The sequence below is a fragment of the Enterobacter sichuanensis genome, from assembly GCF_002939185.1.
Taxonomy (GTDB): domain Bacteria; phylum Pseudomonadota; class Gammaproteobacteria; order Enterobacterales; family Enterobacteriaceae; genus Enterobacter; species Enterobacter sichuanensis.
The window spans coordinates 1-26,266 of record NZ_POVL01000041.1 but is presented as its reverse complement, the minus strand read 5'-3'; the positions used below and the strand labels follow the sequence as shown (position 1 = coordinate 26,266).

General features: G+C 56.4%; 22 protein-coding genes. 15 read left to right on the top strand and 7 right to left on the bottom strand.

The window, feature by feature from the left end; translation table 11 throughout:
- Window positions 1-248: 248 nt before the first annotated feature.
- The 6 genes from kdpE to kdpF are packed head-to-tail and all read right to left on the bottom strand — an operon-like array spanning window position 249 to window position 8,034.
- Window positions 249-926: a two-component system response regulator KdpE gene (gene kdpE / locus C5687_RS17265; RefSeq protein ID WP_025756362.1), complete on the bottom strand. Its 678-nt coding sequence runs from the start codon at window positions 924-926 to the stop codon at window positions 249-251.
- Window positions 923-3,610, bottom strand: a complete 2,688-nt coding sequence (gene kdpD, locus C5687_RS17260; protein ID WP_104557440.1) for a two-component system sensor histidine kinase KdpD — start codon at window positions 3,608-3,610, stop codon at window positions 923-925. Before kdpD ends, kdpE begins: the two co-directional genes overlap by 4 nt.
- On the bottom strand, window positions 3,611-4,186 hold the full coding sequence (gene kdpC / locus C5687_RS17255) for a potassium-transporting ATPase subunit KdpC (protein WP_104557439.1): 576 nt from the start codon (window positions 4,184-4,186) through the stop codon (window positions 3,611-3,613).
- A gap of 12 nt (window positions 4,187-4,198) precedes the next feature.
- Window positions 4,199-6,247 carry a potassium-transporting ATPase subunit KdpB gene (kdpB, locus tag C5687_RS17250; RefSeq protein ID WP_045286153.1) on the bottom strand — a complete coding sequence of 683 codons (2,049 nt, stop codon included), beginning with the start codon at window positions 6,245-6,247 and terminating at the stop codon, window positions 4,199-4,201.
- 18 nt (window positions 6,248-6,265) lie between these two features.
- On the bottom strand, window positions 6,266-7,945 hold the full coding sequence (kdpA, locus tag C5687_RS17245) for a potassium-transporting ATPase subunit KdpA (RefSeq protein WP_104557438.1): 1,680 nt from the start codon (window positions 7,943-7,945) through the stop codon (window positions 6,266-6,268).
- Entirely contained in the window at window positions 7,945-8,034 is a 90-nt protein-coding gene (gene kdpF, locus C5687_RS17240) for a K(+)-transporting ATPase subunit F (RefSeq protein ID WP_015386886.1), read from the bottom strand. The genes kdpA and kdpF overlap by 1 nt, the downstream gene beginning before the upstream one ends.
- A 308-nt stretch (window positions 8,035-8,342) precedes the next feature.
- On the opposite strand from kdpF, the gene C5687_RS17235 reads away from it, so the two are divergent.
- From C5687_RS17235 to nei, 7 genes are all read left to right on the top strand, one after another.
- The gene (locus tag C5687_RS17235) at window positions 8,343-8,549 is read left to right on the top strand and encodes a YbfA family protein (RefSeq protein ID WP_014069366.1); all 207 of its coding nucleotides are present in this window, start codon (window positions 8,343-8,345) and stop codon (window positions 8,547-8,549) included.
- 604 nt (window positions 8,550-9,153) lie between these two features.
- Window positions 9,154-10,566, top strand: coding sequence for a deoxyribodipyrimidine photo-lyase (phrB, locus tag C5687_RS17230; protein WP_104557437.1), 1,413 nt, complete (start codon window positions 9,154-9,156; stop codon window positions 10,564-10,566).
- Between the two features lie 10 nt (window positions 10,567-10,576).
- Window positions 10,577-11,320 carry a type 2 GTP cyclohydrolase I gene (locus C5687_RS17225; protein WP_059386114.1) on the top strand — a complete coding sequence of 248 codons (744 nt, stop codon included), beginning with the start codon at window positions 10,577-10,579 and terminating at the stop codon, window positions 11,318-11,320.
- Window positions 11,321-11,334: 14 nt separating this feature from the next.
- Complete coding sequence (gene pxpB, locus C5687_RS17220; protein ID WP_104557436.1) at window positions 11,335-11,991, top strand: 5-oxoprolinase subunit PxpB; 657 nt, start codon at window positions 11,335-11,337, stop codon at window positions 11,989-11,991.
- The gene (pxpC, locus tag C5687_RS17215) at window positions 11,985-12,917 is read left to right on the top strand and encodes a 5-oxoprolinase subunit PxpC (protein WP_059386057.1); all 933 of its coding nucleotides are present in this window, start codon (window positions 11,985-11,987) and stop codon (window positions 12,915-12,917) included. The genes pxpB and pxpC overlap by 7 nt, the downstream gene beginning before the upstream one ends.
- Window positions 12,904-13,641: a 5-oxoprolinase subunit PxpA gene (gene pxpA, locus C5687_RS17210; protein ID WP_059386115.1), complete on the top strand. Its 738-nt coding sequence runs from the start codon at window positions 12,904-12,906 to the stop codon at window positions 13,639-13,641. The genes pxpC and pxpA overlap by 14 nt, the downstream gene beginning before the upstream one ends.
- A gap of 19 nt (window positions 13,642-13,660) precedes the next feature.
- A complete protein-coding gene (gene nei, locus C5687_RS17205; RefSeq protein ID WP_104557435.1) occupies window positions 13,661-14,452 on the top strand; it encodes an endonuclease VIII in 792 nt (263 codons plus the stop codon).
- Window positions 14,453-14,537: 85 nt separating this feature from the next.
- On the opposite strand, the gene C5687_RS17200 is transcribed toward nei, so the two are convergent.
- On the bottom strand, window positions 14,538-15,821 hold the full coding sequence (locus tag C5687_RS17200; RefSeq protein WP_025756373.1) for a citrate synthase: 1,284 nt from the start codon (window positions 15,819-15,821) through the stop codon (window positions 14,538-14,540).
- A 639-nt stretch (window positions 15,822-16,460) separates the two neighbouring features.
- On the opposite strand from C5687_RS17200, the gene sdhC reads away from it, so the two are divergent.
- From sdhC to sucD, 8 genes are all read left to right on the top strand, one after another.
- Window positions 16,461-16,865, top strand: coding sequence for a succinate dehydrogenase cytochrome b556 subunit (gene sdhC / locus C5687_RS17185; RefSeq protein WP_020684965.1), 405 nt, complete (start codon window positions 16,461-16,463; stop codon window positions 16,863-16,865).
- Complete coding sequence (sdhD, locus tag C5687_RS17180) at window positions 16,859-17,206, top strand: succinate dehydrogenase membrane anchor subunit (protein ID WP_012016623.1); 348 nt, start codon at window positions 16,859-16,861, stop codon at window positions 17,204-17,206. Before sdhC ends, sdhD begins: the two co-directional genes overlap by 7 nt.
- On the top strand, window positions 17,206-18,972 hold the full coding sequence (gene sdhA / locus C5687_RS17175; RefSeq protein ID WP_025756374.1) for a succinate dehydrogenase flavoprotein subunit: 1,767 nt from the start codon (window positions 17,206-17,208) through the stop codon (window positions 18,970-18,972). The genes sdhD and sdhA overlap by 1 nt, the downstream gene beginning before the upstream one ends.
- A gap of 15 nt (window positions 18,973-18,987) precedes the next feature.
- Complete coding sequence (gene sdhB, locus C5687_RS17170) at window positions 18,988-19,704, top strand: succinate dehydrogenase iron-sulfur subunit SdhB (protein ID WP_014883037.1); 717 nt, start codon at window positions 18,988-18,990, stop codon at window positions 19,702-19,704.
- A 238-nt stretch (window positions 19,705-19,942) separates the two neighbouring features.
- On the top strand, window positions 19,943-22,750 hold the full coding sequence (gene sucA / locus C5687_RS17165) for a 2-oxoglutarate dehydrogenase E1 component (protein ID WP_045286158.1): 2,808 nt from the start codon (window positions 19,943-19,945) through the stop codon (window positions 22,748-22,750).
- 14 nt (window positions 22,751-22,764) lie between these two features.
- Window positions 22,765-23,985: a 2-oxoglutarate dehydrogenase complex dihydrolipoyllysine-residue succinyltransferase gene (odhB, locus tag C5687_RS17160; RefSeq protein ID WP_047958039.1), complete on the top strand. Its 1,221-nt coding sequence runs from the start codon at window positions 22,765-22,767 to the stop codon at window positions 23,983-23,985.
- A gap of 117 nt (window positions 23,986-24,102) precedes the next feature.
- Window positions 24,103-25,269, top strand: a complete 1,167-nt coding sequence (sucC, locus tag C5687_RS17155) for an ADP-forming succinate--CoA ligase subunit beta (RefSeq protein ID WP_006809579.1) — start codon at window positions 24,103-24,105, stop codon at window positions 25,267-25,269.
- A complete protein-coding gene (gene sucD / locus C5687_RS17150; protein WP_008501094.1) occupies window positions 25,269-26,138 on the top strand; it encodes a succinate--CoA ligase subunit alpha in 870 nt (289 codons plus the stop codon). Before sucC ends, sucD begins: the two co-directional genes overlap by 1 nt.
- The last annotated feature ends 128 nt before the right edge of the window (window positions 26,139-26,266 follow it).

Genomic DNA, 26,266 nt, shown 5'->3' with positions numbered 1-26,266 from the left:
ATGGTCATTTTATCCAGGAAAAGGCGATTAACTGTGAAACAGATCACCGTTAACCGATCAAATCAGAAATAAATATTCGTTTTTGATGAATATCGCAGATCAAAATGCTGATTTGTTGATAGTCTGTTAATGGATTGTATTGTCAATGTCTTAAATGAGCGAAAATAACCCGATAAAATAACGTTGGGTTATTTTTTACTATTTTTCTGGTTGGTTTTGTTTTTATTTAAAATAAAATGAATAGTTATTCAGAGCATAAACCGATAACCGATACCGGTTTCAGTTAATAAATGGCGAGGGCGAGCGGGATCGATTTCGAGTTTCTGACGAAGGTGCCCCATATATATGCGCAAATAGTGACTATGTTCTACGGCATTGGGGCCCCATACCTGACTTAACAGCTGGCGTTGGGTGAGCACCTTGCCGTGGTTGTTGAGCAGCACGGCGAGCAGGCGAAACTCGATTGGCGTGAGATGGATCTCCTCTTCACCGCGCACAATGCGGCGTGCGGCAAGGTCAACCCGGATATCACCAAACGTGTAAGTGGGGTCGGCAGGTGTAGAGGCACTGTGACGACGCAGCGCCACGCGAAGGCGCGCCTGCAGTTCACCGATACCAAAGGGTTTAATCAGGTAGTCATCCGCCCCGGCATCCAGCGCGGCAATTTTATCCGTCTCTTCAGTGCGGGCGGAGAGCACCAGAATCGGCATCTGGCTCCACTGGCGGACTTCCCGAATGAAATCGATGCCGTCGCCGTCCGGTAGACCAAGATCGAGGATCACCAGGTCCGGTTTGCGGGTGGCGGCTTCAATTAAACCCCGCTGCAGCGTACCCGCATCATGCACGCGCAGGCCGTCTCCTTCCAGCGCAGCGCGCAGAAACCGGCTAATGGCGATCTCATCTTCAACAATCAGAACGTTGATCACAAATCCTCTGGTAATTCATTAAGTTCTGGCGGGGTTTCCAGAGGAAGTGTAACACAAAAACGCGCACCGCCTTCCGGACGATTCTCTGCGGAAATGGACCCGCCGTGAACGTCAATGATCGCCTGGCAAATGGCCAGCCCCAGCCCAACGCCCGGAATGGCCGACTCCTTATTGCCGCGCGCGAATTTTTCAAAAATAGCCAGCTCTTGCCCGGCAGGAATGCCCGGACCAGTATCCCAGACGTCAAGATGCAGCGTTCCCTCTTCCACCGTCGCATCCACGCCAATCCGTGCACTGGCACCGGCATATTTGCCGGCATTTTCCAGCAGGTTGATCAGCACGCGTTCAAACAGCGGGCCATCAACGTGAATCAGGGTGAGTGGCTCGGGCATGTTGAGCGCGATATGCCGCCCACCGAGGCCTGGCTCGAGCATTTTCAGGGCGCTGCCTACCACCTCTTCAAGCGTGAGCCACTCTTTTTTGAGGTTAAAACCGCCGGACTGAATACGCGCCATATCAAGCAGGTTATTCACCAGGCGCGTGGTATTCAGCACGTGCTGGCGGATCTCGCTGGCCTGAAGGGCGTGCTTAGAGCCTTCCGCCGCCAGGTCCAGCGTCAGGATCTCTGACTGACCAAACAGGACGGTGAGCGGGGTTCGAAGGTCATGAGACAGCGCCGCCAGCAGCGAGTTACGAATGCTTTCCCGTTCGCTTGCCAGCCGGGCCTGCTCTTCGCTGGCGGTGAGGGCCAGCCGCTCCAGCGCGCTGGCAACCAGCAGAGTGAAGGTTTCCAGCAGCCGCTGCTGTTCAGGGATCATCAACTGGCGCAGGTTGGAGGGCTCAACGATGACCAGCCCCTGATTTTTATCGGCACTGCGCAGCGGCAGAATTTGATAGGGCACGCCGGGAAGGGTGTCGGTCCCTGCGCCCGCAGGCAGCCCTTTATCAAAGCTCCAGCGCGCGATGGCTTCGTCCCAGGGCGTCATGCCTGAGGCCGACGTCAGCGGACGCAGCTTACCGTGTTCGTCCGGGAGTAAAATCAGGTTGCTGGCATGAAACGTCGAGCGGATAAACTGCTCGCTGGTCTGCACAATATCCAGCGGGGTGCGACCCACCGCCAGCGATTTCGACATCTCATAGAGATGGCGGGTGCGCTGTTCGCGGTAGCGGGCGATACGCGCCTGATAGCGCACCCCTGCCGTCAGATTCCCGATCACCAGCCCGACGGTGAGCATTACCGCAAAGGTGAGAATGTACTGCACATCCGACACGGCGAGCGTTCCGCGGGGGGCAATAAAGAATAGATCGAAGCTGATGACGTTGATAACCGTCGCCAGTACCGACGGCCAGCGCCCGTAAAAGAGCGCCACCACCACCACGCCAAGAAGGTAAATCATCACCAGGTTGGCGGCATCAAACGCTATCAGCCACTGGCTGGCAATGACGGTGATCAGGGCACAGAGCACCACGGCCACAAGACAGCCGCGGAGCTGAATGCGCCACTTATCGCTGAAGGTGCGGCTGTCCGGTGCGCGGTTGGGTAACGGCGTGGGTTTGTCATCCAGCGCCACGATCACCAGATCCAGATCCGGCGCGCGGTGGGCCAGTTTGTCGGCAAAGGATTCGCGGCTAAACCAGCGGCGATGCTGGCGACGGCCAATCACGATTTTCCCCAGGTTATGCTCACGCGCGTAGCGCAGAATGGCTTTATCTTCCTGAGGATCGGAAAGGGTGGCGGTTTCCGCGCCCAGCTCCTGCGCCAGGCGCAGCGAACTGAGAATAGCGCGACGCTGGTTTTCAGGCAGCGCGTGCAGCTGTGGCGTTTCGACATACACCGCGTGCCAGACGCTGCCAAATTTGGCCGCCAGGCGAGCGGCGGTGCGGACAAGTTTTTCATTGCCGCTGCCGTGCCCCACGCACAGCAGGATGGCGTCCCGCGTATGCCAGACGCGCTCCTGTCCCTGAAGATCTCGCCAGGCACGCATCTGGTCGTCCACCCGGTCGGCGGTACGGCGCAGAGCCAGTTCGCGCAGGGCTATCAGATTGCCTTTACGGAAGAAATGTTCGATGGCGCGTTCGGCCTGACCGGCGATATAGACTTTGCCTTCATGCAGGCGCTGGCGCAAATCATCGGGGGGAAGATCAACCAGCACCACTTCGTCCGCGGAATCAAAGAAGGGGTCGGGCACCGTCTCACGGACCTGAATGCCGGTCACGCCGCTCACCACGTCGTTCAGACTTTCGAGATGCTGAACGTTAACCGTCGTGAACACATCGATGCCGGCGTCCAGTAACTCTTCCACGTCCTGCCAGCGTTTGGGATGGCGTGAGCCTGGCGCATTGCTGTGCGCCAGTTCGTCCATCAGGATAAGGGCGGGACGGCGGGCGAGGGCGGCATCGAGATCGAATTCGGTGACTAAACGACCACGATGGCTGATGCGTCGGGGCGGCTGAGTGGCCAGCCCCTTCAGCAGCGATGCCGTCTCTTTGCGGCCGTGGGTTTCAACCACGCCGATCAGAATATCGAGCCCCTGTGCCCGAAGCCGCTGGGCTTCTGTCAGCATGGCGAAGGTTTTCCCGACGCCTGCGCAGGCGCCAAAGAAAATTTTCAGTTTGCCGCGATGGGCTTCAGCTGTTTGTTCGAGCAGCCGGTCCGGATCCGGGCGCATGGGCTCGTCGGTCATTTAGTTTTTCCTTAGCGCGTCCAGCGCCAGATTCAGCTCAACAATATTTACCACGGGCATGCCGATAAAGCTGACCAGCGGCTTTTGCGTGTGCTCGGCAACCAGCTGGCTAACCTGCTCAACGGTCAGCTGACGGGCAGCGGCGACGCGCGGGATCTGCCATGCCACCGCTACCGGCGTCAGGCTATAGTCCAGCCCGCTGGCCGAGGCAGTTACCAGCTCCACGGGAACATGCTGACTGGCCTGTGGATTAGCGGCGCGATGAGCGGCCACGCGCTCAGTGACGGCTTTGTCCAGCTCAGGGTTGCTGCCCGCCAGGTTACTGCCGCCGGATGCCATCGGATTATACGGGCTTTCGGCAGTGGCGGAAGGGCGTCCCTGGAAGTAGCGGGCATCCGTAAAGTTCTGACCAATCAGGCGCGAACCGCGGTTTTCGCCATTTTGCATAATCAGCGAGCCGTTGGCCCGATCCTTAAACCACCACTGGCCCAGCGCGGTGGTCACCAGCGGGTACAACCCGCCGGTAATAAGAGACAGCAGAATAAACAGAAGTATAGCGGGGCGTAACATCGTCATTTGATTCACCTTTTAAACCAGGCCGAACAGCGTCAACAGCAGGTCAATAACCTTGATACCGATGAAGGGCACCACCAGCCCGCCCAGGCCGTAAATCCACAGGTTACGGCGCAGCATGGCGGCGGCAGTGAGCGGCTTATAGCTCACGCCTTTCAGCGCCAGCGGGATCAGGAAGACAATAATCAGGGCGTTAAAAATCACTGCGCTCAGAATGGCCGAGGCCGGGGAGTGCAGATGCATCACATTCAGCGCGTTTAACTGCGGATAAGTCGCCGCAAACGCGGCCGGAATGATGGCGAAATACTTCGCCACGTCGTTGGCGATGCTGAACGTGGTCAGCGAACCGCGTGTCATCAGCATTTGCTTGCCGATGTGCACCACTTCAATCAGCTTGGTCGGGTTGGAGTCCAGGTCGACCATGTTGCCCGCCTCTTTTGCGGCCTGGGTACCGGAGTTCATCGCTACCGCCACGTCAGCCTGTGCGAGGGCAGGGGCATCGTTGGTTCCGTCACCGGTCATCGCCACCAGACGGCCTTCCGCCTGATATTGACGAATCAATGCCAGTTTGGCTTCCGGGGTTGCTTCGGAAAGAAAATCATCCACGCCCGCTTCGGCGGCAATCGCCGCGGCTGTCAGCCGGTTATCCCCGGTGATCATTACCGTTTTGATCCCCATCTTGCGCAGCTGGGCAAAGCGCTCTTTGATGCCGCCTTTGACGATGTCCTTCAGGGCAATGACCCCGAGCACGCGCGCACCTTCGGCCACCACCAGCGGCGTCGCCCCCTGACGGGCCACGCTCTCGACCAGGCTGTCCACTTCCGGTGGGAAATGACCGTTGTTGGCCTCAATGTGGCGACGGATGGCGTCAACGGAACCTTTACGGATCATGCGATCCTGGATGTTGATGCCGCTCATGCGGGTTTGCGCCGTGAAGGGCACGAAAGTGGCATGCAGGCTCTGCACGTCGCGCTGGCGCAGGTTGAAGCGCTGTTTGGCGAGGATCACAATGCTGCGGCCTTCCGGGGTTTCATCGGCAAGGGAAGAGAGCTGGGCGGCATCCGCCAGCGTTTTTTCATCCACCCCCGGGGCGGGTAAGAAGTCTGACGCCTGGCGGTTACCCAGGGTGATGGTCCCGGTTTTATCCAGCAGCAAGACATCCACGTCACCGGCGGCTTCCACCGCCCGCCCGCTGGTGGCGATGACGTTGGCACCGAGCATACGGCTCATACCGGCCACGCCGATGGCCGACAGCAGACCACCAATGGTGGTGGGGATCAGACAGACCAGCAGTGCCACCAGAACAGTGACGGTGACCGCGGTGCCGCCATAGGCGGAGAACGGCCAGAGCGTTGCCGTTGCCAGCAGGAAGACAATGGTTAAGGCCACCAGCAGGATGGTCAGCGCAATTTCGTTAGGGGTTTTCCGACGCTGCGCGCCTTCCACCATGGCGATCATCCTGTCGAGGAAGGTTTCACCCGGGTTAACGCTGCACTGGATCACCAGCCAGTCGGAGAGAATGCGCGTCCCGCCCGTCACGGAGGCGAAATCGCCGCCGGATTCACGGATCACCGGCGCAGATTCCCCGGTGATGGCGCTTTCGTCCACCGATGCGCCCCCCTCAATAACTTCCCCGTCGCAGGGGATGATGTCACCCGCTTCCACCAGCACCACATCGCCTTTACGCAGTTCATCCGCCGGGACGTGGTCCATCTGCGCGCCGTATTTTGGTTCACGTAGCTTGCGCGCGAAGGCGGTTTTTTTCACCCCTTTCAGGCTGTTGGCCTGGGCTTTACTCCGGCCTTCCGCCAGCGCCTCTGCGAAGTTGGCGAACAGCACGGTAAACCACAGCCACAGGCTGATGGCACCGGTAAACATCGCGTTTCCCGGCATGTGGCCCGTTCCCATGGCAATCGCCAGGGCGGTGGTCAGGACGCTTCCCGCCCAGACAATAAACATCACCGGGTTGTGCCACTGCACGCGCGGGCTGAGTTTTTTCACCGCATCCATGAGCGCCTGGCGAACTAATGACGGTTCGAACAGGGCCAGTTGTTTACGACTCATGACAATTTCTCCGCAAAATCAGCGTAAAGAGAGGTATTCCGCGACCGGGCCTAACGCGAGGGCGGGGATAAAGGTCAGGGCGCCGACCAGCAACACAGTGCCCGTCAGCAGGCCGATAAACAGCGCGCCGTGGGTCGGCAATGTGCCGGTAGTGGTCGGTTGAATTTTTTTATTCACCAGCGATCCGGCAATCGCCATTACCGGCACAATGATCCCGAAGCGACCCACAAACATGCAGAACGCCAGCAGACAGTTCCAGAACGGTGAGTTGGCGCTTAAGCCTGCAAAGGCGCTGCCGTTGTTGTTGGCGGCAGAAGAGACGGCATAGAGCACTTCGCTAAAGCCGTGGATCCCGGGGTTAAAAATGCCGCTGCGTCCGGCCTCGGTCATCAGGGCCAGTGCGGTGCCGAGCAGTACAAGCGCCGGGGTGACCAGAATCGCCAGCGCGGTTAATTTCATCTCGCGAACGTCGATTTTTTTACCCAGGTATTCCGGGGTGCGGCCAATCATCAGACCGGCAATAAACACCGCCAGCAGTACGAACAGCAGCATGCCGTAAAGACCGGAGCCCACGCCGCCAAACACCACTTCGCCAATTTGCATCAGCCACATCGGGATCATGCCACCCAGTGCGGTAAACGAGTCATGCATGGCGTTAACCGCCCCGCAAGAGGCTGCCGTAGTGACCACCGCATACAGACTGCTGGCGAGAATGCCAAAGCGGCTCTCTTTCCCTTCCATGTTGATCGCGCTATCGGCACCCAGTGAAAGGAAGTGCGGATTACCCTGCCATTCGGCCCACATCACCAGCGCTACGCAGACCACAAAGATAAGCGACATGGTCCAGAGCAGGGTGCGCCCCTGACGGCGATCGTTGACCACGTCGCCAAAGGCGAAGCAGAGCGCGGCGGGGATCAGGAAGATCGCCAGCATCTGCACAAAATTGGTCAGTGCGGTGGGGTTTTCAAACGGATGCGACGAGTTGGCGTTAAAGAAACCACCCCCGTTCGTCCCCAGCATCTTGATGGCCTCCTGTGACGCCACTGGCCCCATCGGCAGGAGCTGTTTTGCGCCTTCAAGGGAGGTATATGGCGTGTAAGGCAGCAGGTTTTGCAGGGAGCCTTGCTGAATAAAGAACAGCGCGATCAGCAGCGCAATCGGCAGCAGGATCCACAGGGTAATGCGTGTCAGATCGACCCAGGCATTTCCCAGGGTACTGATTTTTTGACGCGCAAACGCACGCGTCAGGGCGAAGATCACCGCGATACCGCTGGCAGCAGAGAGGAAGTTCTGCACGGTTAACCCGGCCATCTGGCTGAAGTAGCTGAGCGAGGTTTCACCGGCATAGGACTGCCAGTTGGTGTTGGTGACAAAGCTGACCGCCGTGTTCAGCGCAAGATGCCAGGACAAACCCGGTAAGTGTTGCGGATTCAGCGGCAGGCTGCCCTGCAGCATCAGCATGGCAAAAAGCGCAATGAGCCCCGAGACGTTCAGCAGCAGAATGGCGAACAGGTATTCACGCCAGTTCATCTCCCGATCGTCGATTCCCAGTACACGCCAGATCCCTTTTTCAACGCTTCCCGTGCCGGGCAAGGGGACCTTGTTAATCAGCCGTGCCAGTACCGATCCCAGCGGCCTTGCCAGAATGAACAATACCGCCAAGAAGCTGGCAATAAGCAAAAACGCCTGAGCAGCCATCAGAATGCCTCCGCGTTAATCAGGGCATAAACCAGATAACCCAATAACAGGAACACCAGCACGATGCCGGTAATAAGACCTGCACTCACAATCCACCTCCGGGTGACTTTTGTTGTTGCTCTAACGGTAGGATTTCCGGCGCAAAGATTTCGCAAAAATGAGAAGGGCGGGTGTAAAAAAAGTATAAAAATGGCAAAAGCCACAATTTAACTATTGATAAGTAAATCGTTAACTTTTTTGTAACTTAATTACGGCGTGAAGGTAAATTTTCACTAAACAGACGAAAATAAGTGGTCGGATGAGTAGTAAAATTACAAACAAAGCGATATTATTTTAGCCAGGTCACAGATTTTGAATTTTCCGGATGACGTTTCCGGCCAACTATAGGGGAGAAAATATGGATCTTTATAAAGAGTATCCGGCTCATATCGTGTTCATGCGTCGCACTTTCGCCGTAGTGGCTGGTGTACTGGCCCTGCCGGTGATGCTGTTCTGGAAAGATCGTGCACGTTTTTACAGCTATCTACACCGCGTCTGGGCGAAAACCAGCGAGAAGCCGGTGTGGATGGACCAGGCCGAGAAAGCGACCTGCGATTTCTACTGATACTAAGACGACACACAGCAATAAAAAAACCGCCAACAGCAATGTGGCGGTTTTTTGTTCCTCGGGATTCGCGGTCCGTTGGGTGATTTTTCAGGCTCTCACACAGAGGTTTTTAAGCATACTTCTGCAAGCTGAAGATTCAAACGCTTGGATCCTAAATATATTCTTAAAAACAATTGCAATGGATTACGCTTCGTTCGTGCGGAGATTACTATGCAGCGTCCCTTTCCGCCATCTCGCAAATGGGCACCGGTCACGGGAGAGGTATTTCCACAACCGTGAGTCAGGCTCCACACAGAGCTTGTGTCCACCGATTTATAACCGGTGGTGAACGGTGGAGCGGTTAGCTGCAGGGACCGCATAGTGAAACGCTATATATGCATTGCGTTCATTGTCGCCAGCGTACTTGTGGTAAAGCGTGATGAACCGATTTCGTTCATTGCTTTCACCTCGATAGCGCAGGACAAGTAGCGTTAAGGCCGCCTCGGGCGGCCTTTTTTATTTCATCCCGTCTACACTTCATGGCAAAGTACAGTAAAAGCTCGCCGCTTTTTCCTTTGGTGGCGTGCCCTTACGGACATAATGGATATTTGCCTGGAGTTTTATGCCCACCCATCTGGTTTGGTTTCGCGCGGATCTGCGCGTACATGACAACATCGCTCTCGCGGCAGCCTGCCGCTCTCAGGATGCCAGGGTGCTGGCGCTGTTTATCGCTACGCCTGGCCAGTGGCAGCAGCATGATATGGCGCCGCGACAGGCGGCTTTTCTCAGCGCACATCTGAACGACTTGCAACGCTCGCTAGCCGAAAAAGGCATTCCATTGATTTATAAAGAGGTCAGTGACTTCGCTGCGCAGCTTCTGACGATACAGGAAGTCTGCCAGCAGAACGATGTCACGCATCTTTTTTATAACTACCAGTACGAACTGAACGAGCGTCAGCGGGATCGTCAGCTGGAGACGTTACTGAGCGGTGTTCAGTGTCAGGGATTTGATGACGGCGTGATGCTGGCGCCGGGCAGCGTCATGACCGGCGGCCATGAAATGTACAAGGTGTTTACGCCCTTTAAAAATGCCTTTGTGAAACGCCTTAAAGAGGCGCTGCCGGAGAGTGTACCCGCGCCGTCCACCAGAGGGGATGCCATAACCGATCTGCCTGAATTAACGTTTAACTATCCCCAACAGGCATTCGATGCGCTTCTGTTTCCCGCAAACGAGAAGGCGGCTATCGCGAAGCTGCGCCAGTTTTGCAAACAGGGCGCAGGAGACTATGACGCGCGCAGGGATTTCCCGGCGATTGAAGGAACCAGCCGTTTATCCGCGAGCCTGGCGTTGGGCGTCCTTTCTCCTCGCCAGTGTTTACATCGTCTTCTGGCCGAGCAACCTCAGGCGCTGGATGGTGGCTCAGGCTCGGTGTGGCTGAACGAACTTATCTGGCGAGAGTTTTATCGCCATCTTAGGACGTATCACCCTGATTTATGTAAGCATCGACCATTCATTTCATGGACCGATAACGTAAAATGGCAGCACGATGTGGCGCTTTTAGAGGCCTGGCAGAAAGGTGAGACAGGCTATCCGATTGTGGATGCCGCAATGCGCCAGCTGAATGAAACCGGGTGGATGCACAACCGCCTGCGGATGATTACCGCCAGCTTCCTGGTGAAAGATCTGCTTATCGACTGGCGTGTCGGGGAGCGCTATTTTATTTCCCGGCTGATCGATGGCGATCTGGCGGCGAATAACGGCGGCTGGCAGTGGGCGGCCTCTACCGGTACCGATGCGGCCCCTTATTTCCGCATTTTTAATCCCACGACCCAGGGGCAAAAATTTGATGCTAACGGCGACTTTATTCGCCGCTGGTTACCCGCGCTCAGGAATGTTCCTGCTAAAGCGATCCACGACCCGTGGACATGGGCGGATAAACAGGGCGTGAAGCTCGATTATCCGCGCCCGATTGTCGACCATAAACAGGCGCGCGTCGCCACGCTGGCGGCCTATGAAGCCGCCCGCAAAGCTTGAGAGAGTGATGATGAAAAACAGCGAACTGGAAAGCCTGATTAACGAAAAACTGAATACCGTCTCCTTTAGCGACTACGGTCCGAATGGTCTGCAGGTGGAAGGACGCGAAACGGTGCAGAAAATTATCACCGGCGTGACGGCAAGCCAGGCGCTGCTGGACGAGGCAGTTCGTCAGGAAGCCGACGCGGTGATTGTTCATCACGGCTACTTCTGGAAAAACGAATCGCCAATTATCCGCGGTATGAAGCGCAACCGTCTGAAAACGCTGCTGGCGAATGACATCAACCTGTACGGTTACCATCTGCCGCTGGACGCGCACCCGGAGCTGGGGAATAACGTCCAGCTGGCGCGATTATTAGGCATAACCGTGATGGGGGAAATTGAGCCGCTGGTGCCGTGGGGCGAGTTGGCGATGCCGGTGCCGGGGCTGGAATTGGCCTCATGGATAGAAGCGCGTCTCGGGCGTCGTCCCTTGTGGTGTGGAGACACCGGACCCGATCTTGTGAAGCGTGTCGCCTGGTGTACAGGTGGCGGGCAAGGTTTTATCGATAGCGCCGCGCGCTTCGGTGTCGATGCGTTTATTACCGGTGAAGTTTCTGAGCAGACGGTTCACTCCGCCCGGGAGCAGGAGCTCCATTTCTACGCGGCAGGCCACCATGCGACGGAGCGTGGCGGCATTCGCGCCCTCAGCGAGTGGCTGACGGAAAATACCGATCTGGATGTGACTTTTATTGATATCCCTAATCCGGCCTGATGAGAGGTAGTTAAGTGCAGCGAGCGCGTTGTTATCTTCTGGGTGAAACCGCAGTGGTACTGGAGCTGGAGCCGCCTGTTACGCTGGCGACGCAAAAGCGAATCTGGCGGCTGACCCAGCGTCTGGCCGACATGCCAGAGGTGGTTGAGGCCATTCCAGGTATGAATAACATTACCGTCGTGCTGCGTAGCCCGCACACGCTGGCGCTGGATGCTATCGAACGTTTACAGCGCTGGTGGGAAGAGAGTGAAGCGCTGGAGCCTGACTCCAGAACGATTGAGATCCCGGTGGTGTACGGTGGCACAGGGGGACCCGATCTCCCGTTTGTCGCGGAACACTGCGGGTTAACGGAAAAGCAGGTCGTCGAGCTGCACGCTTCGGTTGATTACGTTGTCTGGTTCCTGGGGTTTCAGCCGGGCTTCCCGTACCTTGGCGGGCTCTCCCCGCGGCTGCATACGCCGCGTCGCGCGGAGCCTCGCCTGAGTGTACCGGCTGGCACCGTCGCAATAGGCGGCGAGCAGACCGGTATTTATCCCCTGGCTTCGCCTGGCGGCTGGCAGCTTATCGGACATACGACCATGCCGTTATTTGAACCCGGACAGGCATCGCCGGTCCTGTTGCGTGCCGGCGATACCCTCCGCTTTATTCCGCAGAAGGAGGGGGTATGTTAACGCTTATTCGCGCCGGGCTTTACACTTCCGTTCAGGATGCGGGCCGCTTTGGCATGCGCCAGTCTGGCGTGAGCTATTGCGGCGCGCTGGACAGGCCCGCGCTGGAGATTGCTAATGTGCTGGTGGGCAACCCCGGCAATACGGCTGCGCTCGAAATTACGCTCGGGCAGTGTGTCATTGAGTTTGGTCAGGAGACCTGGTTTGCCTTAACCGGGGCAGGGTGCGATGCCACGCTGGATGGCAAAGCGGTCTGGACCGGCTGGCGGCTGCGGGCGAAAGCCGGACAGCGTTTAACGCTTAAGCGTCCTCTGCACGGGGTGCGCAGCTATCTTGCGGTCGCGGGCGGGATTGACGTGCCGGAGGTGCTGGGGTCAGCCAGTACCGATCAGAAAGCCGGCATTGGCGGTCACGAAGGACGGTTGCTGCGCGATGGCGACCGTCTGGCGATTCACCCCTCCGCGCGCCACTTCTCGACGGCTCAGGGGGTGAAGCAACTGCTCTGGGGCAACCAGATCCGCGCCTTACCGGGGCCGGAATACCATGAGTTCGACGAGGTCTCTAAAGAGTCCTTCTGGCGCTCGCCGTGGAAGCTCAGCCCACAAAGTAACCGCATGGGGTACCGTTTGCAGGGGCAGCCACTGACCCGTACGACAGAGCGTGAATTGCTTTCCCACGGCTTATTGCCCGGCGTCATCCAGGTGCCGGGGAACGGTCAACCGATAGTGTTGATGAATGACGCGCAAACAACGGGCGGTTATCCGCGTATTGCCTGCATTATTGAAGCCGATCGCTACCATCTGGCGCAAATCCCCCTGGGGCAGCCGATTCACTTCGTGCAATGTTCGCTGGAGGAGGCGCTCAAGGCGCGTCAGGATCAGCAGCGTTATCTGGAACAACTGGCGTGGAGGCTCGATGGTAAAGATTGATTTAAACGCCGATCTGGGCGAGGGCGGTAGTGCTGACGCTGAACTGATGACGCTGGTTTCGTCGGTCAACATTGCCTGCGGTTTTCACGCGGGCGATGCCCAAACGATGCTTGAGAGCGTGCGAAACGCCATCAAAAACGGCGTGGCGGTGGGGGCTCACCCGAGCTTTCCGGATCGGGAGAATTTTGGCCGTACCGCGATGGATCTCCCACCGGAGACGGTTTACGCCCAGACGCTCTATCAGACAGGCGCACTGGAGGCGATTGTTCGCGCCGAGAAGGGGGTGCTGCGTCACGTGAAGCCGCACGGCATGCTCTACAATCAGGCTGCAAAAGATCCCGTTCTGGCTGACGCCATCGCCCGCGCGGTACGGGACTGCAACCCGCAGCTGATACTGGTTGGCCTGGCGGGAAGCGAGCTTATTCGTGCGGGGCAGCGTCTGGGGTTAACCACGCGTCAGGAAGTCTTTGCCGACAGAGGGTATTTGCCTGATGGTAGCCTGGTCTCCCGGTCCCAGCCCGGCGCGTTAATCACCGATGCGTCTCAGGCGCTGGCGCAGACCCTTCAGATGGTGCGTGAGGGGACCGTCAACGCGACGGATGGCTCAACGGCCAGCGTACAGGCGGAAACGGTTTGTTTACACGGCGATGGCGAACATGCGCTGCAGTTTGCGCGCCGCTTACGGGCGGCTTTTGCAGAGCAAGGTATTCTCGTTAGCGCCTGATCATCATAAGGACAGAAAAATGCCAGAAGGCCCGGAGATCCGTCGCGCGGCGGATAGCCTCGAGGCGGCGATAAAAGGTAAACCGCTGACGGATGTCTGGTTTGCTTTCCCTCAACTGAAACCGTTTGAAGCCCCGCTGGTGGGGCAAACGGTGACGCATATTGAAACGCGCGGAAAAGCGTTGCTTACGCACTTTTCCCATAACCTGACGTTATATAGCCACAACCAGCTTTACGGCGTGTGGCGCGTGGTTAACGCGGATGAACAGCCGCAAACCACCCGCGTGCTGCGCGTCAGGCTGCAAACGGCAGAGAAAGCGATACTGCTGTACAGCGCATCTGATATCGAAATGTTAACGCCTGAGCAACTGCTTACGCACCCGTTCTTACAGCGGGTCGGGCCTGACGTGCTGGATATGCGCCTGACGGCGAGCGATGTCAAAGCCCGCTTGTTGTCTCCCAAATTCCGCAACCGGCAATTTTCCGGGTTATTCCTCGATCAGGCGTTTCTGGCCGGACTTGGCAACTACCTGCGGGTGGAAATCCTCTGGGAAGTCGGGCTGGCGCCCCAGCACAAAGCGTCTGAGTTAAGCGATGACCAGCTGGAGGCGCTCTCTCATGCGCTGCTGGATATTCCGCGTCTGTCGTATAACACGCGTGGCGTGGTGGATGAGAACAAGCATCACGGGGCGCTGTTCCGCTTTAAGGTGTTTCATCGGGCGGGGAAGAAGTGCGAGCGGTGCGGCGGGATTATAGAGAGGACAATGCTCTCCTCAAGACCGTTTTACTGGTGTCCACATTGTCAAAAATAAAAAAGCCTGGTAGCGGCTACGCCTTACCCGGCCTACGTTTCGCATTTGTAGGCCCGGTAAGCGGTAGCGCCACCGGGCTTGTCTTTTAGCGCTTCAGATCAGACTTAAAATCACGCTGCTCGTAGCCGGTGTACAGCTGACGAGGACGGGCGATTTTCATGCCTTCGCTGTGCATTTCGTTCCAGTGCGCAATCCAGCCAACGGTACGGGCCATGGCGAAGATCACGGTGAACATGGAGGACGGAATACCCATCGCTTTCAGAATAATGCCAGAGTAGAAATCGACGTTCGGATAGAGTTTCTTCTCGATGAAATACGGGTCGTTCAGCGCGATGTGTTCCAGCTCCATCGCCACTTCCAGCAGATCATCTTTCGTGCCCAGCTCTTTCAGCACTTCGTGGCAGGTCTCGCGCATTACGGTTGCGCGTGGGTCGTAGTTTTTGTAAACACGGTGACCGAAGCCCATCAGGCGGAAGGAGTCATTCTTATCTTTCGCACGACGCACGAATTCAGGAATGTGCTCAACGGTGCTGATCTCTTCCAGCATCTTCAGTGCTGCTTCGTTCGCGCCGCCGTGCGCCGGTCCCCACAGGGAGGCGATGCCCGCAGCGATACAGGCGAACGGGTTAGCGCCTGAAGAGCCTGCGGTACGGACGGTAGAGGTCGATGCGTTCTGTTCGTGGTCAGCGTGCAGGATCAGAATACGGTCCATTGCGCGTTCCAGCACCGGGTTCACTTCGTACTCTTCGCACGGCGTGGAGAACATCATGCGCAGGAAGTTACCCGCGTAGGAGAGGTCATTGCGTGGGTACACAAACGGCTGGCCGATGGAGTATTTGTAACACATCGCCGCCATGGTAGGCATTTTGGACAGCAGACGGTAAGCGGCGATTTCACGGTGACGCGGGTTATTCACGTCCAGAGAGTCGTGGTAAAACGCCGCCAGCGCACCGGTAATCCCGCACATCACCGCCATCGGGTGAGAGTCACGACGGAACGCATGGAACAGACGGGTGATCTGCTCATGGATCATGGTGTGACGGGTCACGGTGGTTTTAAATTCATCGAACTGAGCCTGTGTCGGTTTTTCGCCGTTCAGCAGGATGTAGCACACTTCCAGATAGTTGGATTCGGTGGCTAACTGATCGATAGGGAAGCCGCGATGGAGCAGGATACCTTCGTCACCGTCAATGAAGGTGATTTTGGATTCGCAAGATGCGGTAGAAGTAAATCCAGGGTCAAAGGTAAACATCCCTTTGGAACCCAGCGTACGGATATCAATAACATCCTGACCGAGCGTGCCTTTTAGCACATCCAGTTCAATAGCATCATCACCATTTAGGGTGAGTTTTGCCTTAGTATCAGCCATTTACGGTCTCCTTAGCGCCTTATGCTTAAGACTGCGCTTTACCGGATTTGCCTTCAGCTGTTAATCATCGTTACCAGATTGTTATTTGGCTTACCGCTCAGCTCACGAGGACAAACCAGGGTACAGAGCTATGGCGCCTTGCAGGTAAACGAATGAAATATCAGTGAAACCACAGCAAATCAGCGTTTTTGCAGTCCGAATTATTCAAACCTGTATATCACTAATAACTGTCCTGATAACTTCGGTCAATACCATCACACTGTTACATAACTATTTGTCAGGTGAAAGACAGACCTCATAACTTTTGCGCATTATATGCCTTTTCTGATGACGTTTGTAACAATATTGTTTAACATTTGTCAAATCAGATGATTAAAAATTAAAAAGATGTTGTTATCGTGACCCTGATCACTGTTCCAGAGAAAACCCAACAAACTGTATGTAGGTTAATTGTAATGATTTTGTGAACGGCCTATACTGCCGCCAGGTCTCCGGAACACCCTGCAATCCCGAGCCACCCAGCGTTGTAACGTGTCGTTTTAGCATCTGGAAGCAATGTTTTGCATGACGCGCAGTTATAGAAAAGGAACGCTGCTTGACCCGCATCGCAGTCCGGAGGAAGGAAACAATAAGAACAGCATGTGGGCGTTATTCATGATAAGAAATGTGAAAAAACAAAGACCTGTCAATCTGGATCTGAAAACGATCCGGTTCCCTGTAACAGCAATAGCGTCCATTCTGCACCGTGTTTCAGGTGTGATTACGTTTGTGGCGGTCGGCATTCTGCTGTGGTTACTGGGTACCAGCCTCTCTTCCCCTGAAGGATTCCTCCAGGCCTCGGCCATCATGAACAGCTTCTTCGTGAAATTCATCATGTGGGGCATTCTGACCGCACTGGCGTACCACGTTGTGGTGGGTGTTCGCCATATGCTGATGGACTTTGGCTATCTCGAAGAGACCTTCGAAGCCGGGAAACGCTCCGCTAACATTTCATTTGTGATTACAGTCGTGCTTTCACTTCTCGCAGGAGTTCTCGTATGGTAAGCAACGCCTCCGCATTAGGACGCAACGGCGTACATGACTTCATTCTGGTCCGTGCTACCGCCATCGTTCTCACCCTTTACATCATCTATATGATCGGTTTCTTCGCCACCAGCGGGGAGCTTACGTGGGAAATCTGGAGTGGGTTCTTCGGATCGGCCTTCACCAAAGTGTTCACCTTGCTGGCGCTGTTCTCCATCCTTATTCATGCCTGGATTGGTATGTGGCAGGTGCTGACCGATTACGTTAAACCTCTGGCGATTCGCCTCCCTCTGCAGCTGGCCATTGTTGTTGCTCTGGTGGTTTACGTTATTTATGGATTTGTTGTGGTGTGGGGTGTGTAATGAAACTGCCAGTCAGAGAATTTGATGCTGTCGTCATTGGTGCGGGTGGCGCAGGTATGCGTGCCGCACTGCAAATTTCCCAGAGCGGCCAGAGCTGTGCGCTGCTCTCTAAAGTCTTCCCAACCCGTTCCCATACTGTGTCTGCGCAGGGCGGTATTACCGTTGCGCTGGGTAACTCCCATGAAGATAACTGGGAATGGCACATGTACGATACGGTAAAAGGTTCCGATTACATCGGTGACCAGGATGCCATCGAATATATGTGTAAGACCGGCCCGGAAGCGATTCTGGAGCTGGACCACATGGGTCTGCCGTTCTCCCGTCTGGAAAATGGCACCATCTATCAGCGTCCGTTTGGCGGCCAGTCGAAAAACTTCGGCGGCGAGCAGGCGGCACGTACCGCGGCGGCGGCTGACCGTACCGGTCACGCACTGCTGCACACCCTGTATCAGCAGAACCTGAAAAATCACACCACCATCTTCTCCGAGTGGTACGCGCTGGATCTGGTGAAAAACGCCGATGGCGCAATCGTCGGTTGTACCGCACTGTGCATCGAAACCGGTGAAGTCGTTTACTTCAAAGCCCGCGCAACCGTGCTGGCGACCGGTGGTGCAGGCCGTATTTACCAGTCCACCACCAATGCTCACATCAACACCGGTGACGGGGTCGGTATGGCTATCCGCGCGGGCGTGCCGGTGCAGGATATGGAGATGTGGCAGTTCCACCCAACCGGTATCGCCGGTGCGGGCGTGCTGGTAACGGAAGGTTGCCGCGGTGAAGGGGGTTACCTGCTGAACAAACACGGCGAGCGCTTTATGGAGCGTTATGCCCCGAATGCGAAAGACCTGGCGGGTCGTGACGTGGTGGCGCGTTCCATCATGATCGAAATCCGTGAAGGCCGCGGCTGTGATGGCCCATGGGGTCCTCACGCGAAGCTGAAACTCGACCACCTGGGTAAAGAGGTGCTGGAATCCCGTCTGCCGGGCATCCTGGAACTGTCGCGCACCTTCGCGCACGTCGACCCGGTGAAAGAGCCGATCCCTGTCATCCCAACCTGCCACTACATGATGGGCGGTATTCCGACCAAAGTGACCGGGCAGGCGCTGACCGTAAACGAGCAGGGCGAAGATGTGGTTATCCCTGGCCTGTTCGCAGTGGGCGAAATCGCCTGCGTATCGGTACACGGTGCTAACCGTCTGGGCGGCAACTCCCTGCTGGACCTGGTGGTGTTTGGTCGTGCGGTGGGTCTGCATCTGCAGGAATCCATTGCCGAGCAGGGTGCGCTGCGTGATGCGACCGACGACGAAATTGATGCTTCTCTTGAACGCCTCAACCGCTGGAACGGCAACCGTAACGGCGAAGATCCGGTGGAAATCCGTAAAGCGCTGCAGGAGTGCATGCAGCACAACTTCTCGGTATTCCGCGAAGGCGACGCGATGGCCAAAGGTCTTGAGCAGCTGAAAGCGATCCGCGAGCGTCTCAAAAACGCCCGTCTGGATGACACCTCCAGCGAGTTCAACACCCAGCGCGTAGAGTGTCTGGAGCTGGATAACCTGATGGAAACCGCGTTCGCGACCGCGATGGCGGCAAACTTCCGTACCGAAAGCCGTGGCGCCCATAGCCGCTTCGACTTCCCGGAGCGTGACGATGAAAACTGGCTGTGCCATTCCCTGTATCTGCCAGAGTCGGAATCCATGACGCGTCGTAGCGTCAATATGGAACCGAAACTGCGTCCGGCGTTCCCGCCGAAGATTCGTACTTACTAATGCGGAGACAGGATAATGAAACTCGAATTCTCAGTTTATCGTTATAACCCGGATGTTGATGATGCTCCGCGTATGCAGGACTACACCCTGGAAGCGGAAGAAGGTCGTGACATGATGCTGCTGGATGCCTTAATCCAGCTGAAAGAGAAAGATCCGACCCTGTCGTTCCGTCGCTCCTGCCGTGAAGGGGTCTGTGGCTCTGACGGTGTGAACATGAACGGCAAAAATGGCCTGGCCTGCATCACGCCAATTTCAGCGCTGCAGCGTCCGGGTCAGAAAATTGTTATCCGTCCTCTGCCAGGTCTGCCGGTCGTGCGTGATTTGGTGGTAGACATGGGGCAATTCTATGCACAATATGAGAAGATTAAGCCTTACTTATTGAATAATGGGCAAAATCCACCCGCTCGTGAGCACTTACAGTCTCCTGAGCAGCGTGAAAAACTCGATGGGTTGTACGAGTGTATTCTTTGTGCATGTTGTTCAACGTCCTGCCCGTCGTTCTGGTGGAACCCGGACAAGTTTATCGGCCCGGCCGGTCTGCTGGCTGCCTATCGCTTCCTGATCGATAGCCGCGACACCGAAACCGAAAGCCGTCTGGAAGGACTGAGTGACGCTTTCAGCGTATTCCGCTGCCATAGCATCATGAACTGCGTCAGTGTGTGTCCGAAGGGGCTGAACCCGACGCGCGCCATCGGCCATATTAAGTCGATGCTGCTGCAGCGCAGTGCGTAAGTAAATTTGCCGGACAGCGCTGCGCTTATCCGGCCTACGAGTCTGTAGGCCCGGTAAGCGTAGCGCCACCGGGCAAAATGCAGAAACCTTTAAAAACTGCCCTGACGTTTAGACAGTTTCTAAAGGTTCCTTCGCGGGCCAAATGAAAAGAGCTCGCAGGTGAACCCCGGCACGTACACGGTGTGTACGTGGTAGTTTCTACGGCGAAAGTAAGCATAAAAATGCTTAAGGGATCACGATGCAGAACGGCGCAATGAAAGCCTGGCTGGACTCTTCTTACCTCTCTGGTGCCAACCAGAGCTGGATAGAACAGCTCTATGAAGACTTCTTAACCGATCCTGACTCAGTGGACGCAAACTGGCGTTCCATGTTCCAGCAGTTGCCTGGCACGGGAGTCAAACCGGATCAATTCCATTCCAAAACACGTGATTATTTCCGTCGTCTGGCGAAGGATGCCTCACGTTACTCTTCTGCGATTTCCGACCCTGACACCAATGCGAAGCAGGTTAAAGTCCTGCAGCTTATCAACGCTTATCGCTTCCGTGGTCACCAGCATGCGAATCTCGATCCGCTGGGACTGTGGAAACAAGACCGTGTGGCCGATCTCGATCCGGCGTATCACGATCTGACCGAGGCCGATTTCCAGGAAAGCTTTAACGTAGGTTCCTTTGCCATCGGCAAAGACACGATGAAGTTGGGCGATCTGATTGACGCGCTCAAGCAAACCTACTGCGGCTCCATCGGCGCGGAATACATGCACATTACCTCTACCGAAGAGAAACGCTGGATCCAGCAGCGTATCGAATCCGTAGCAGGCCACGCGACCTTCTCGGCTGACGAGAAAAAACGCTTCCTCAATGAACTGACGGCAGCGGAAGGGCTTGAGCGCTATCTGGGCGCGAAATTCCCGGGCGCAAAACGCTTCTCGCTGGAAGGCGGCGATGCGCTGGTGCCGATGCTGAAAGAGCTGATTCGTCACGCAGGCAAGAGCGGCACCCGTGAAGTGGTGCTGGGCATGGCGCACCGTGGTCGTCTGAACGTACTGGTCAACGTGCTGGGTAAAAAACCGCAGGACCTGTTCGACGAATTCGCGGGCAAACATAAAGAACACCTTGGCACCGGCGACGTGAAGTATCACATGGGCTTCTCGTCTGATATCGAAACCGAAGGCGGTCTGGTTCACCTGGCGCTGGCGTTTAACCCGTCACACCTGGAGATCGTCAGCCCGGTGGTTATCGGTTCCGTTCGTGCGCGTCTGGATCGTCTGGACGAGCCAAGCAGTAATAAAGTGCTGCCAATTACCATCCACGGTGACGCCGCGGTCACCGGGCAGGGCGTGGTTCAGGAAACCCTGAACATGTCTAAAGCGCGTGGTTATGAAGTGGGCGGTACCGTGCGTATCGTCATCAATAACCAGGTGGGCTTCACCACCTCTAACCCGCTGGATGCGCGTTCTACCCCATACTGTACCGACATCGGTAAGATGGTTCAGGCGCCGATCTTCCACGTTAATGCGGACGATCCGGAAGCGGTCGCCTTCGTGACCCGTCTGGCGCTGGACTTCCGTAACACCTTCAAACGCGATGTGTTCATCGACCTGTTCTGCTACCGCCGTCACGGCCACAACGAAGCCGACGAGCCGAGTGCAACCCAGCCGTTGATGTACCAGAAAATCAAAAAACACCCGACCCCGCGCAAAATCTACGCTGACAAGCTGGAAAGCGAAAAAGTGGCGACGCTGGAAGATGCGACCGAGATGGTCAACCTCTACCGCGACGCGCTGGATGCAGGTGAATGCGTGGTGAAAGAGCTGCGTCCGATGAACATGCACTCCTTTACCTGGTCGCCGTACCTCAACCACGAGTGGGATGAGAGCTACCCGAACAAGGTCGAGATGAAGCGCCTGCAGGAGCTGGCTAAACGCATCAGCACCGTACCAGACGCTATTGAGATGCAGTCTCGCGTGGCAAAAATTTATGCTGATCGCCAGGCTATGGCCGCAGGCGAGAAGCTGTTCGACTGGGGCGGCGCGGAAACGCTGGCTTACGCGACACTGGTTGACGAAGGTATTCCTGTTCGTCTGTCCGGTGAAGATGCGGGCCGTGGCACCTTCTTCCACCGTCACGCGGTCGTGCATAACCAGTCCAACGGTTCAACGTACACCCCGCTGCAGCACGTGCACAACGGTCAGGGCCAGTTCAAGGTCTGGGACTCCGTGCTGTCTGAAGAAGCGGTGCTGGCCTTCGAATACGGTTACGCCACGGCTGAACCGCGTACCCTGACTATCTGGGAAGCGCAGTTCGGTGACTTCGCCAACGGCGCGCAGGTGGTTATCGACCAGTTCATCTCTTCCGGCGAGCAGAAATGGGGCCGTATGTGTGGCCTGGTGATGCTGCTGCCGCACGGTTATGAAGGTCAGGGCCCGGAACACTCCTCCGCGCGTCTGGAACGTTATCTGCAGCTCTGCGCTGAGCAGAACATGCAGGTCTGTGTACCGTCAACCCCGGCTCAGGTTTACCACATGCTGCGTCGTCAGGCGCTGCGCGGTATGCGCCGTCCGCTGGTGGTGATGTCGCCTAAATCCCTGCTGCGTCATCCGCTGGCGGTCTCCAGCCTGGATGAACTGGCCAACGGCACCTTCCTGCCGGCTATCGGTGAAATTGATGAGCTGGATCCGCAGGCTGTGAAGCGCGTGGTGATGTGTTCTGGTAAGGTTTATTACGACCTGCTGGAACAGCGCCGTAAGAACGATCAGAAAGATGTCGCCATCGTGCGTATCGAACAGCTTTATCCGTTCCCGCACCAGGCGGTGCAGGAAGCGCTGAAACCGTACGCTCACGTACATGATTTTGTCTGGTGCCAGGAAGAGCCGCTCAACCAGGGCGCATGGTACTGCAGCCAGCATCATTTCCGTGAAGTGATTCCATTTGGGTCAGCCCTGCGCTATGCAGGTCGCCCGGCCTCCGCCTCTCCGGCGGTAGGGTATATGTCCGTTCACCAGAAGCAGCAACAAGATCTGGTCAATGACGCGCTGAACGTCGATTAATTAAAGGATACATAATGAGTAGCGTAGATATTCTTGTTCCCGACCTGCCTGAATCTGTAGCAGATGCGACCGTCGCTACCTGGCACAAAAAACCAGGCGATGCCGTTAAGCGTGATGAAGTGCTGGTAGAAATCGAAACTGACAAAGTGGTACTGGAAGTACCGGCTTCGGCGGATGGCGTTCTGGACGCGGTGCTGGAAGATGAAGGTACCACCGTCACCTCTCGTCAGATCCTGGGTCGCCTGCGTGAAGGCAACAGCGCGGGCAAAGAGTCCAGCGCGAAATCTGAAGAGAAAGCCTCTACCCCGGCTCAGCGCCAGCAGGCTTCTCTGGAAGAACAGTCTAACGACGCGCTCAGCCCGGCGATCCGTCGCCTGCTGGCTGAACACAGCCTTGACCCGGCAGCCATCAAAGGCACTGGTGTGGGCGGTCGTCTGACCCGCGAAGACATCGACAAACACCTGGCGAAAGCGCCTGCTCAGGCAGAAGCGAAAGCGCCAGCGGCAGCCCCTGCAGCCCAGCCTGCTCTGGGCGCGCGCAGCGAAAAACGTGTTCCTATGACTCGCCTGCGTAAGCGTGTGGCTGAGCGTCTGCTGGAAGCGAAAAATTCCACGGCGATGTTGACCACTTTCAACGAAGTGAACATGAAGCCAATCATGGACCTGCGTAAGCAGTACGGTGACGCCTTCGAAAAACGTCACGGTATCCGTCTGGGCTTTATGTCCTTCTACGTGAAAGCGGTGGTTGAAGCGCTGAAACGCTACCCGGAAGTGAATGCGTCCATCGATGGCGATGACGTGGTTTACCACAACTACTTCGACGTCAGCATGGCGGTTTCGACCCCACGTGGCCTGGTGACTCCGGTCCTGCGTGATGTTGATACCCTGGGTATGGCTGACATTGAGAAAAATATCAAAGAGTTGGCTGTGAAAGGCCGCGACGGCAAGCTGACCGTAGAAGATCTGACCGGCGGTAACTTCACCATTACCAACGGCGGTGTATTCGGTTCACTGATGTCTACCCCAATCATCAACCCGCCACAGAGCGCGATCCTGGGTATGCATGCCATTAAAGATCGTCCTATGGCGGTAGACGGTAAAGTGGAGATCCTGCCAATGATGTACCTGGCGCTCTCTTACGACCACCGCCTGATCGACGGCCGCGAATCCGTGGGCTTCCTGGTCGCCATTAAAGAGCTGCTGGAAGATCCAACGCGTCTGCTGCTGGACGTCTAGTAACCATTTAGCATCACCTGCCCTGTAGGCCGGATAAGCGTAGCGCCATCCGGCACACAGACCGCACCGGTCTACAGGTTTGAAGATAACGATTACCCTGAAGGATGGATAGAACACATGAACTTACATGAATATCAGGCCAAACAGCTGTTTGCCCGGTATGGCTTACCGGCTCCGGTGGGTTATGCCTGTACTACCCCGCGTGAAGCAGAAGAAGCCGCATCTAAAATCGGTTCCGGCCCGTGGGTAGTTAAGTGTCAGGTTCACGCTGGTGGCCGTGGTAAAGCGGGCGGTGTGAAGGTTGTTAAGAGCAAAGAAGAGATTCGTGCGTTTGCTGAACATTGGCTCGGCAAGCGTCTGGTGACCTACCAGACAGACGCGAACGGCCAGCCGGTTAACCAGATCCTGGTTGAAGCGGCGACTGATATCGCGAAAGAGCTGTACCTGGGCGCGGTGGTTGACCGTAGCTCCCGTCGCGTGGTGTTCATGGCGTCTACTGAAGGCGGCGTGGAAATCGAAAAAGTGGCGGAAGAGACCCCACACCTGATCCACAAAGTGGCTATCGATCCGCTGGCAGGTCCAATGCCTTACCAGGGTCGTGAGCTGGCGTTCAAACTGGGTCTGGAAGGCAAACTGGTTCAGCAGTTCACCAAGATCTTCATGGGTCTGGCGACGATCTTCCTGGAGCGCGACCTGGCGCTGATCGAGATCAACCCGCTGGTGATTACCACTCAGGGCGATCTGATCTGCCTCGACGGCAAACTGGGCGCTGACGGTAACGCCCTGTTCCGCCAGCCGGATCTGCGTGAAATGCGCGACCAGTCTCAGGAAGATCCACGTGAAGCGCAAGCTGCACAGTGGGAGCTGAACTACGTGGCGCTGGATGGCAACATCGGCTGCATGGTTAACGGTGCGGGCCTGGCAATGGGCACCATGGACATCGTTAAGCTGCACGGCGGCGAGCCAGCAAACTTCCTCGACGTAGGCGGTGGCGCAACCAAAGAGCGCGTAACCGAAGCGTTCAAAATCATTCTCTCCGACGACAATGTGAAGGCCGTTCTGGTTAACATCTTCGGCGGCATCGTACGTTGCGACCTGATCGCTGACGGTATTATCGGTGCGGTAGAAGAAGTGGGCGTTAACGTTCCGGTTGTTGTACGTCTGGAAGGTAACAACGCTGAACTCGGCGCGAAAAAACTGGCTGACAGCGGCCTGAATATTATTGCAGCGAAAAGTCTGACGGATGCAGCTCAGCAGGTTGTTGCCGCAGTGGAGGGGAAATAATGTCAGTTTTAATTAATAAAGATACCAAGGTTATCTGCCAGGGCTTCACCGGTAGCCAGGGGACTTTCCACTCTGAACAGGCGATTGCCTACGGTACGCAGATGGTTGGCGGCGTAACGCCAGGTAAAGGCGGCACCACGCACCTGGGTCTGCCGGTGTTCAACACCGTGCGTGAAGCTGTAGAAGCGACGGGCGCCACCGCGACCGTGATCTACGTTCCGGCTCCGTTCTGCAAAGACTCTATTCTGGAAGCCATCGATGCAGGCATTAAGCTTATTATCACCATTACTGAAGGCATCCCGACGCTGGATATGCTGACCGTGAAAGTGAAGCTGGACGAAGCGGGCGTGCGCATGATCGGCCCGAACTGCCCAGGCGTTATCACCCCGGGCGAATGCAAAATCGGCATCATGCCGGGCCACATTCATAAGCCGGGCAAAGTGGGTATCGTTTCCCGTTCCGGTACCCTGACCTATGAAGCGGTTAAGCAGACGACCGATTACGGCTTCGGCCAGTCCACCTGTGTGGGCATCGGCGGTGACCCAATCCCGGGCTCTAACTTCATCGACATCCTGAAGCTGTTCCAGGAAGATCCACAGACCGAAGCGATCGTCATGATCGGTGAGATCGGTGGTAGCGCAGAAGAAGAAGCGGCTGCTTACATCAAAGAACACGTGACCAAGCCTGTTGTCGGCTACATCGCGGGCGTGACTGCACCGAAAGGTAAACGTATGGGTCACGCAGGCGCAATCATCGCCGGTGGTAAAGGTACGGCTGATGAGAAATTTGCCGCGCTGGAAGCCGCAGGCGTGAAAACCGTTCGCAGCCTGGCGGATATCGGCGAAGCACTGAAATCCATCATTAAGTAAGTCCTCTCTGCTCCCCGGAAGGGGGGCGTTGCAGTATAAAAAATGTCCGTTTCGACATGGTTGGCCGCTGTAAAGCGGCCTTTTTTATTGCCTGCCGGGCGTCATGCAATAGTCACAACTGGGTGTTA

Coding starts and splice junctions, on each gene's coding strand:
- kdpD (WP_104557440.1), bottom strand. CDS start 3,610: ATGACCGACGAGCCCATGCGCCCGGATCCGGACCGGCTGCTCGAACAA.
- kdpC (WP_104557439.1), bottom strand. CDS start 4,186: ATGACGATGTTACGCCCCGCTATACTTCTGTTTATTCTGCTGTCTCTT.
- kdpB (WP_045286153.1), bottom strand. CDS start 6,247: ATGAGTCGTAAACAACTGGCCCTGTTCGAACCGTCATTAGTTCGCCAG.
- kdpA (WP_104557438.1), bottom strand. CDS start 7,945: ATGGCTGCTCAGGCGTTTTTGCTTATTGCCAGCTTCTTGGCGGTATTG.
- C5687_RS17235 (WP_014069366.1), top strand. CDS start 8,343: ATGGATCTTTATAAAGAGTATCCGGCTCATATCGTGTTCATGCGTCGC.
- phrB (WP_104557437.1), top strand. CDS start 9,154: ATGCCCACCCATCTGGTTTGGTTTCGCGCGGATCTGCGCGTACATGAC.
- C5687_RS17225 (WP_059386114.1), top strand. CDS start 10,577: ATGAAAAACAGCGAACTGGAAAGCCTGATTAACGAAAAACTGAATACC.
- pxpC (WP_059386057.1), top strand. CDS start 11,985: ATGTTAACGCTTATTCGCGCCGGGCTTTACACTTCCGTTCAGGATGCG.
- pxpA (WP_059386115.1), top strand. CDS start 12,904: ATGGTAAAGATTGATTTAAACGCCGATCTGGGCGAGGGCGGTAGTGCT.
- nei (WP_104557435.1), top strand. CDS start 13,661: ATGCCAGAAGGCCCGGAGATCCGTCGCGCGGCGGATAGCCTCGAGGCG.
- C5687_RS17200 (WP_025756373.1), bottom strand. CDS start 15,821: ATGGCTGATACTAAGGCAAAACTCACCCTAAATGGTGATGATGCTATT.
- sdhC (WP_020684965.1), top strand. CDS start 16,461: ATGTGGGCGTTATTCATGATAAGAAATGTGAAAAAACAAAGACCTGTC.
- sdhD (WP_012016623.1), top strand. CDS start 16,859: ATGGTAAGCAACGCCTCCGCATTAGGACGCAACGGCGTACATGACTTC.
- sdhA (WP_025756374.1), top strand. CDS start 17,206: ATGAAACTGCCAGTCAGAGAATTTGATGCTGTCGTCATTGGTGCGGGT.
- sdhB (WP_014883037.1), top strand. CDS start 18,988: ATGAAACTCGAATTCTCAGTTTATCGTTATAACCCGGATGTTGATGAT.
- sucA (WP_045286158.1), top strand. CDS start 19,943: ATGCAGAACGGCGCAATGAAAGCCTGGCTGGACTCTTCTTACCTCTCT.
- odhB (WP_047958039.1), top strand. CDS start 22,765: ATGAGTAGCGTAGATATTCTTGTTCCCGACCTGCCTGAATCTGTAGCA.
- sucC (WP_006809579.1), top strand. CDS start 24,103: ATGAACTTACATGAATATCAGGCCAAACAGCTGTTTGCCCGGTATGGC.
- sucD (WP_008501094.1), top strand. CDS start 25,269: ATGTCAGTTTTAATTAATAAAGATACCAAGGTTATCTGCCAGGGCTTC.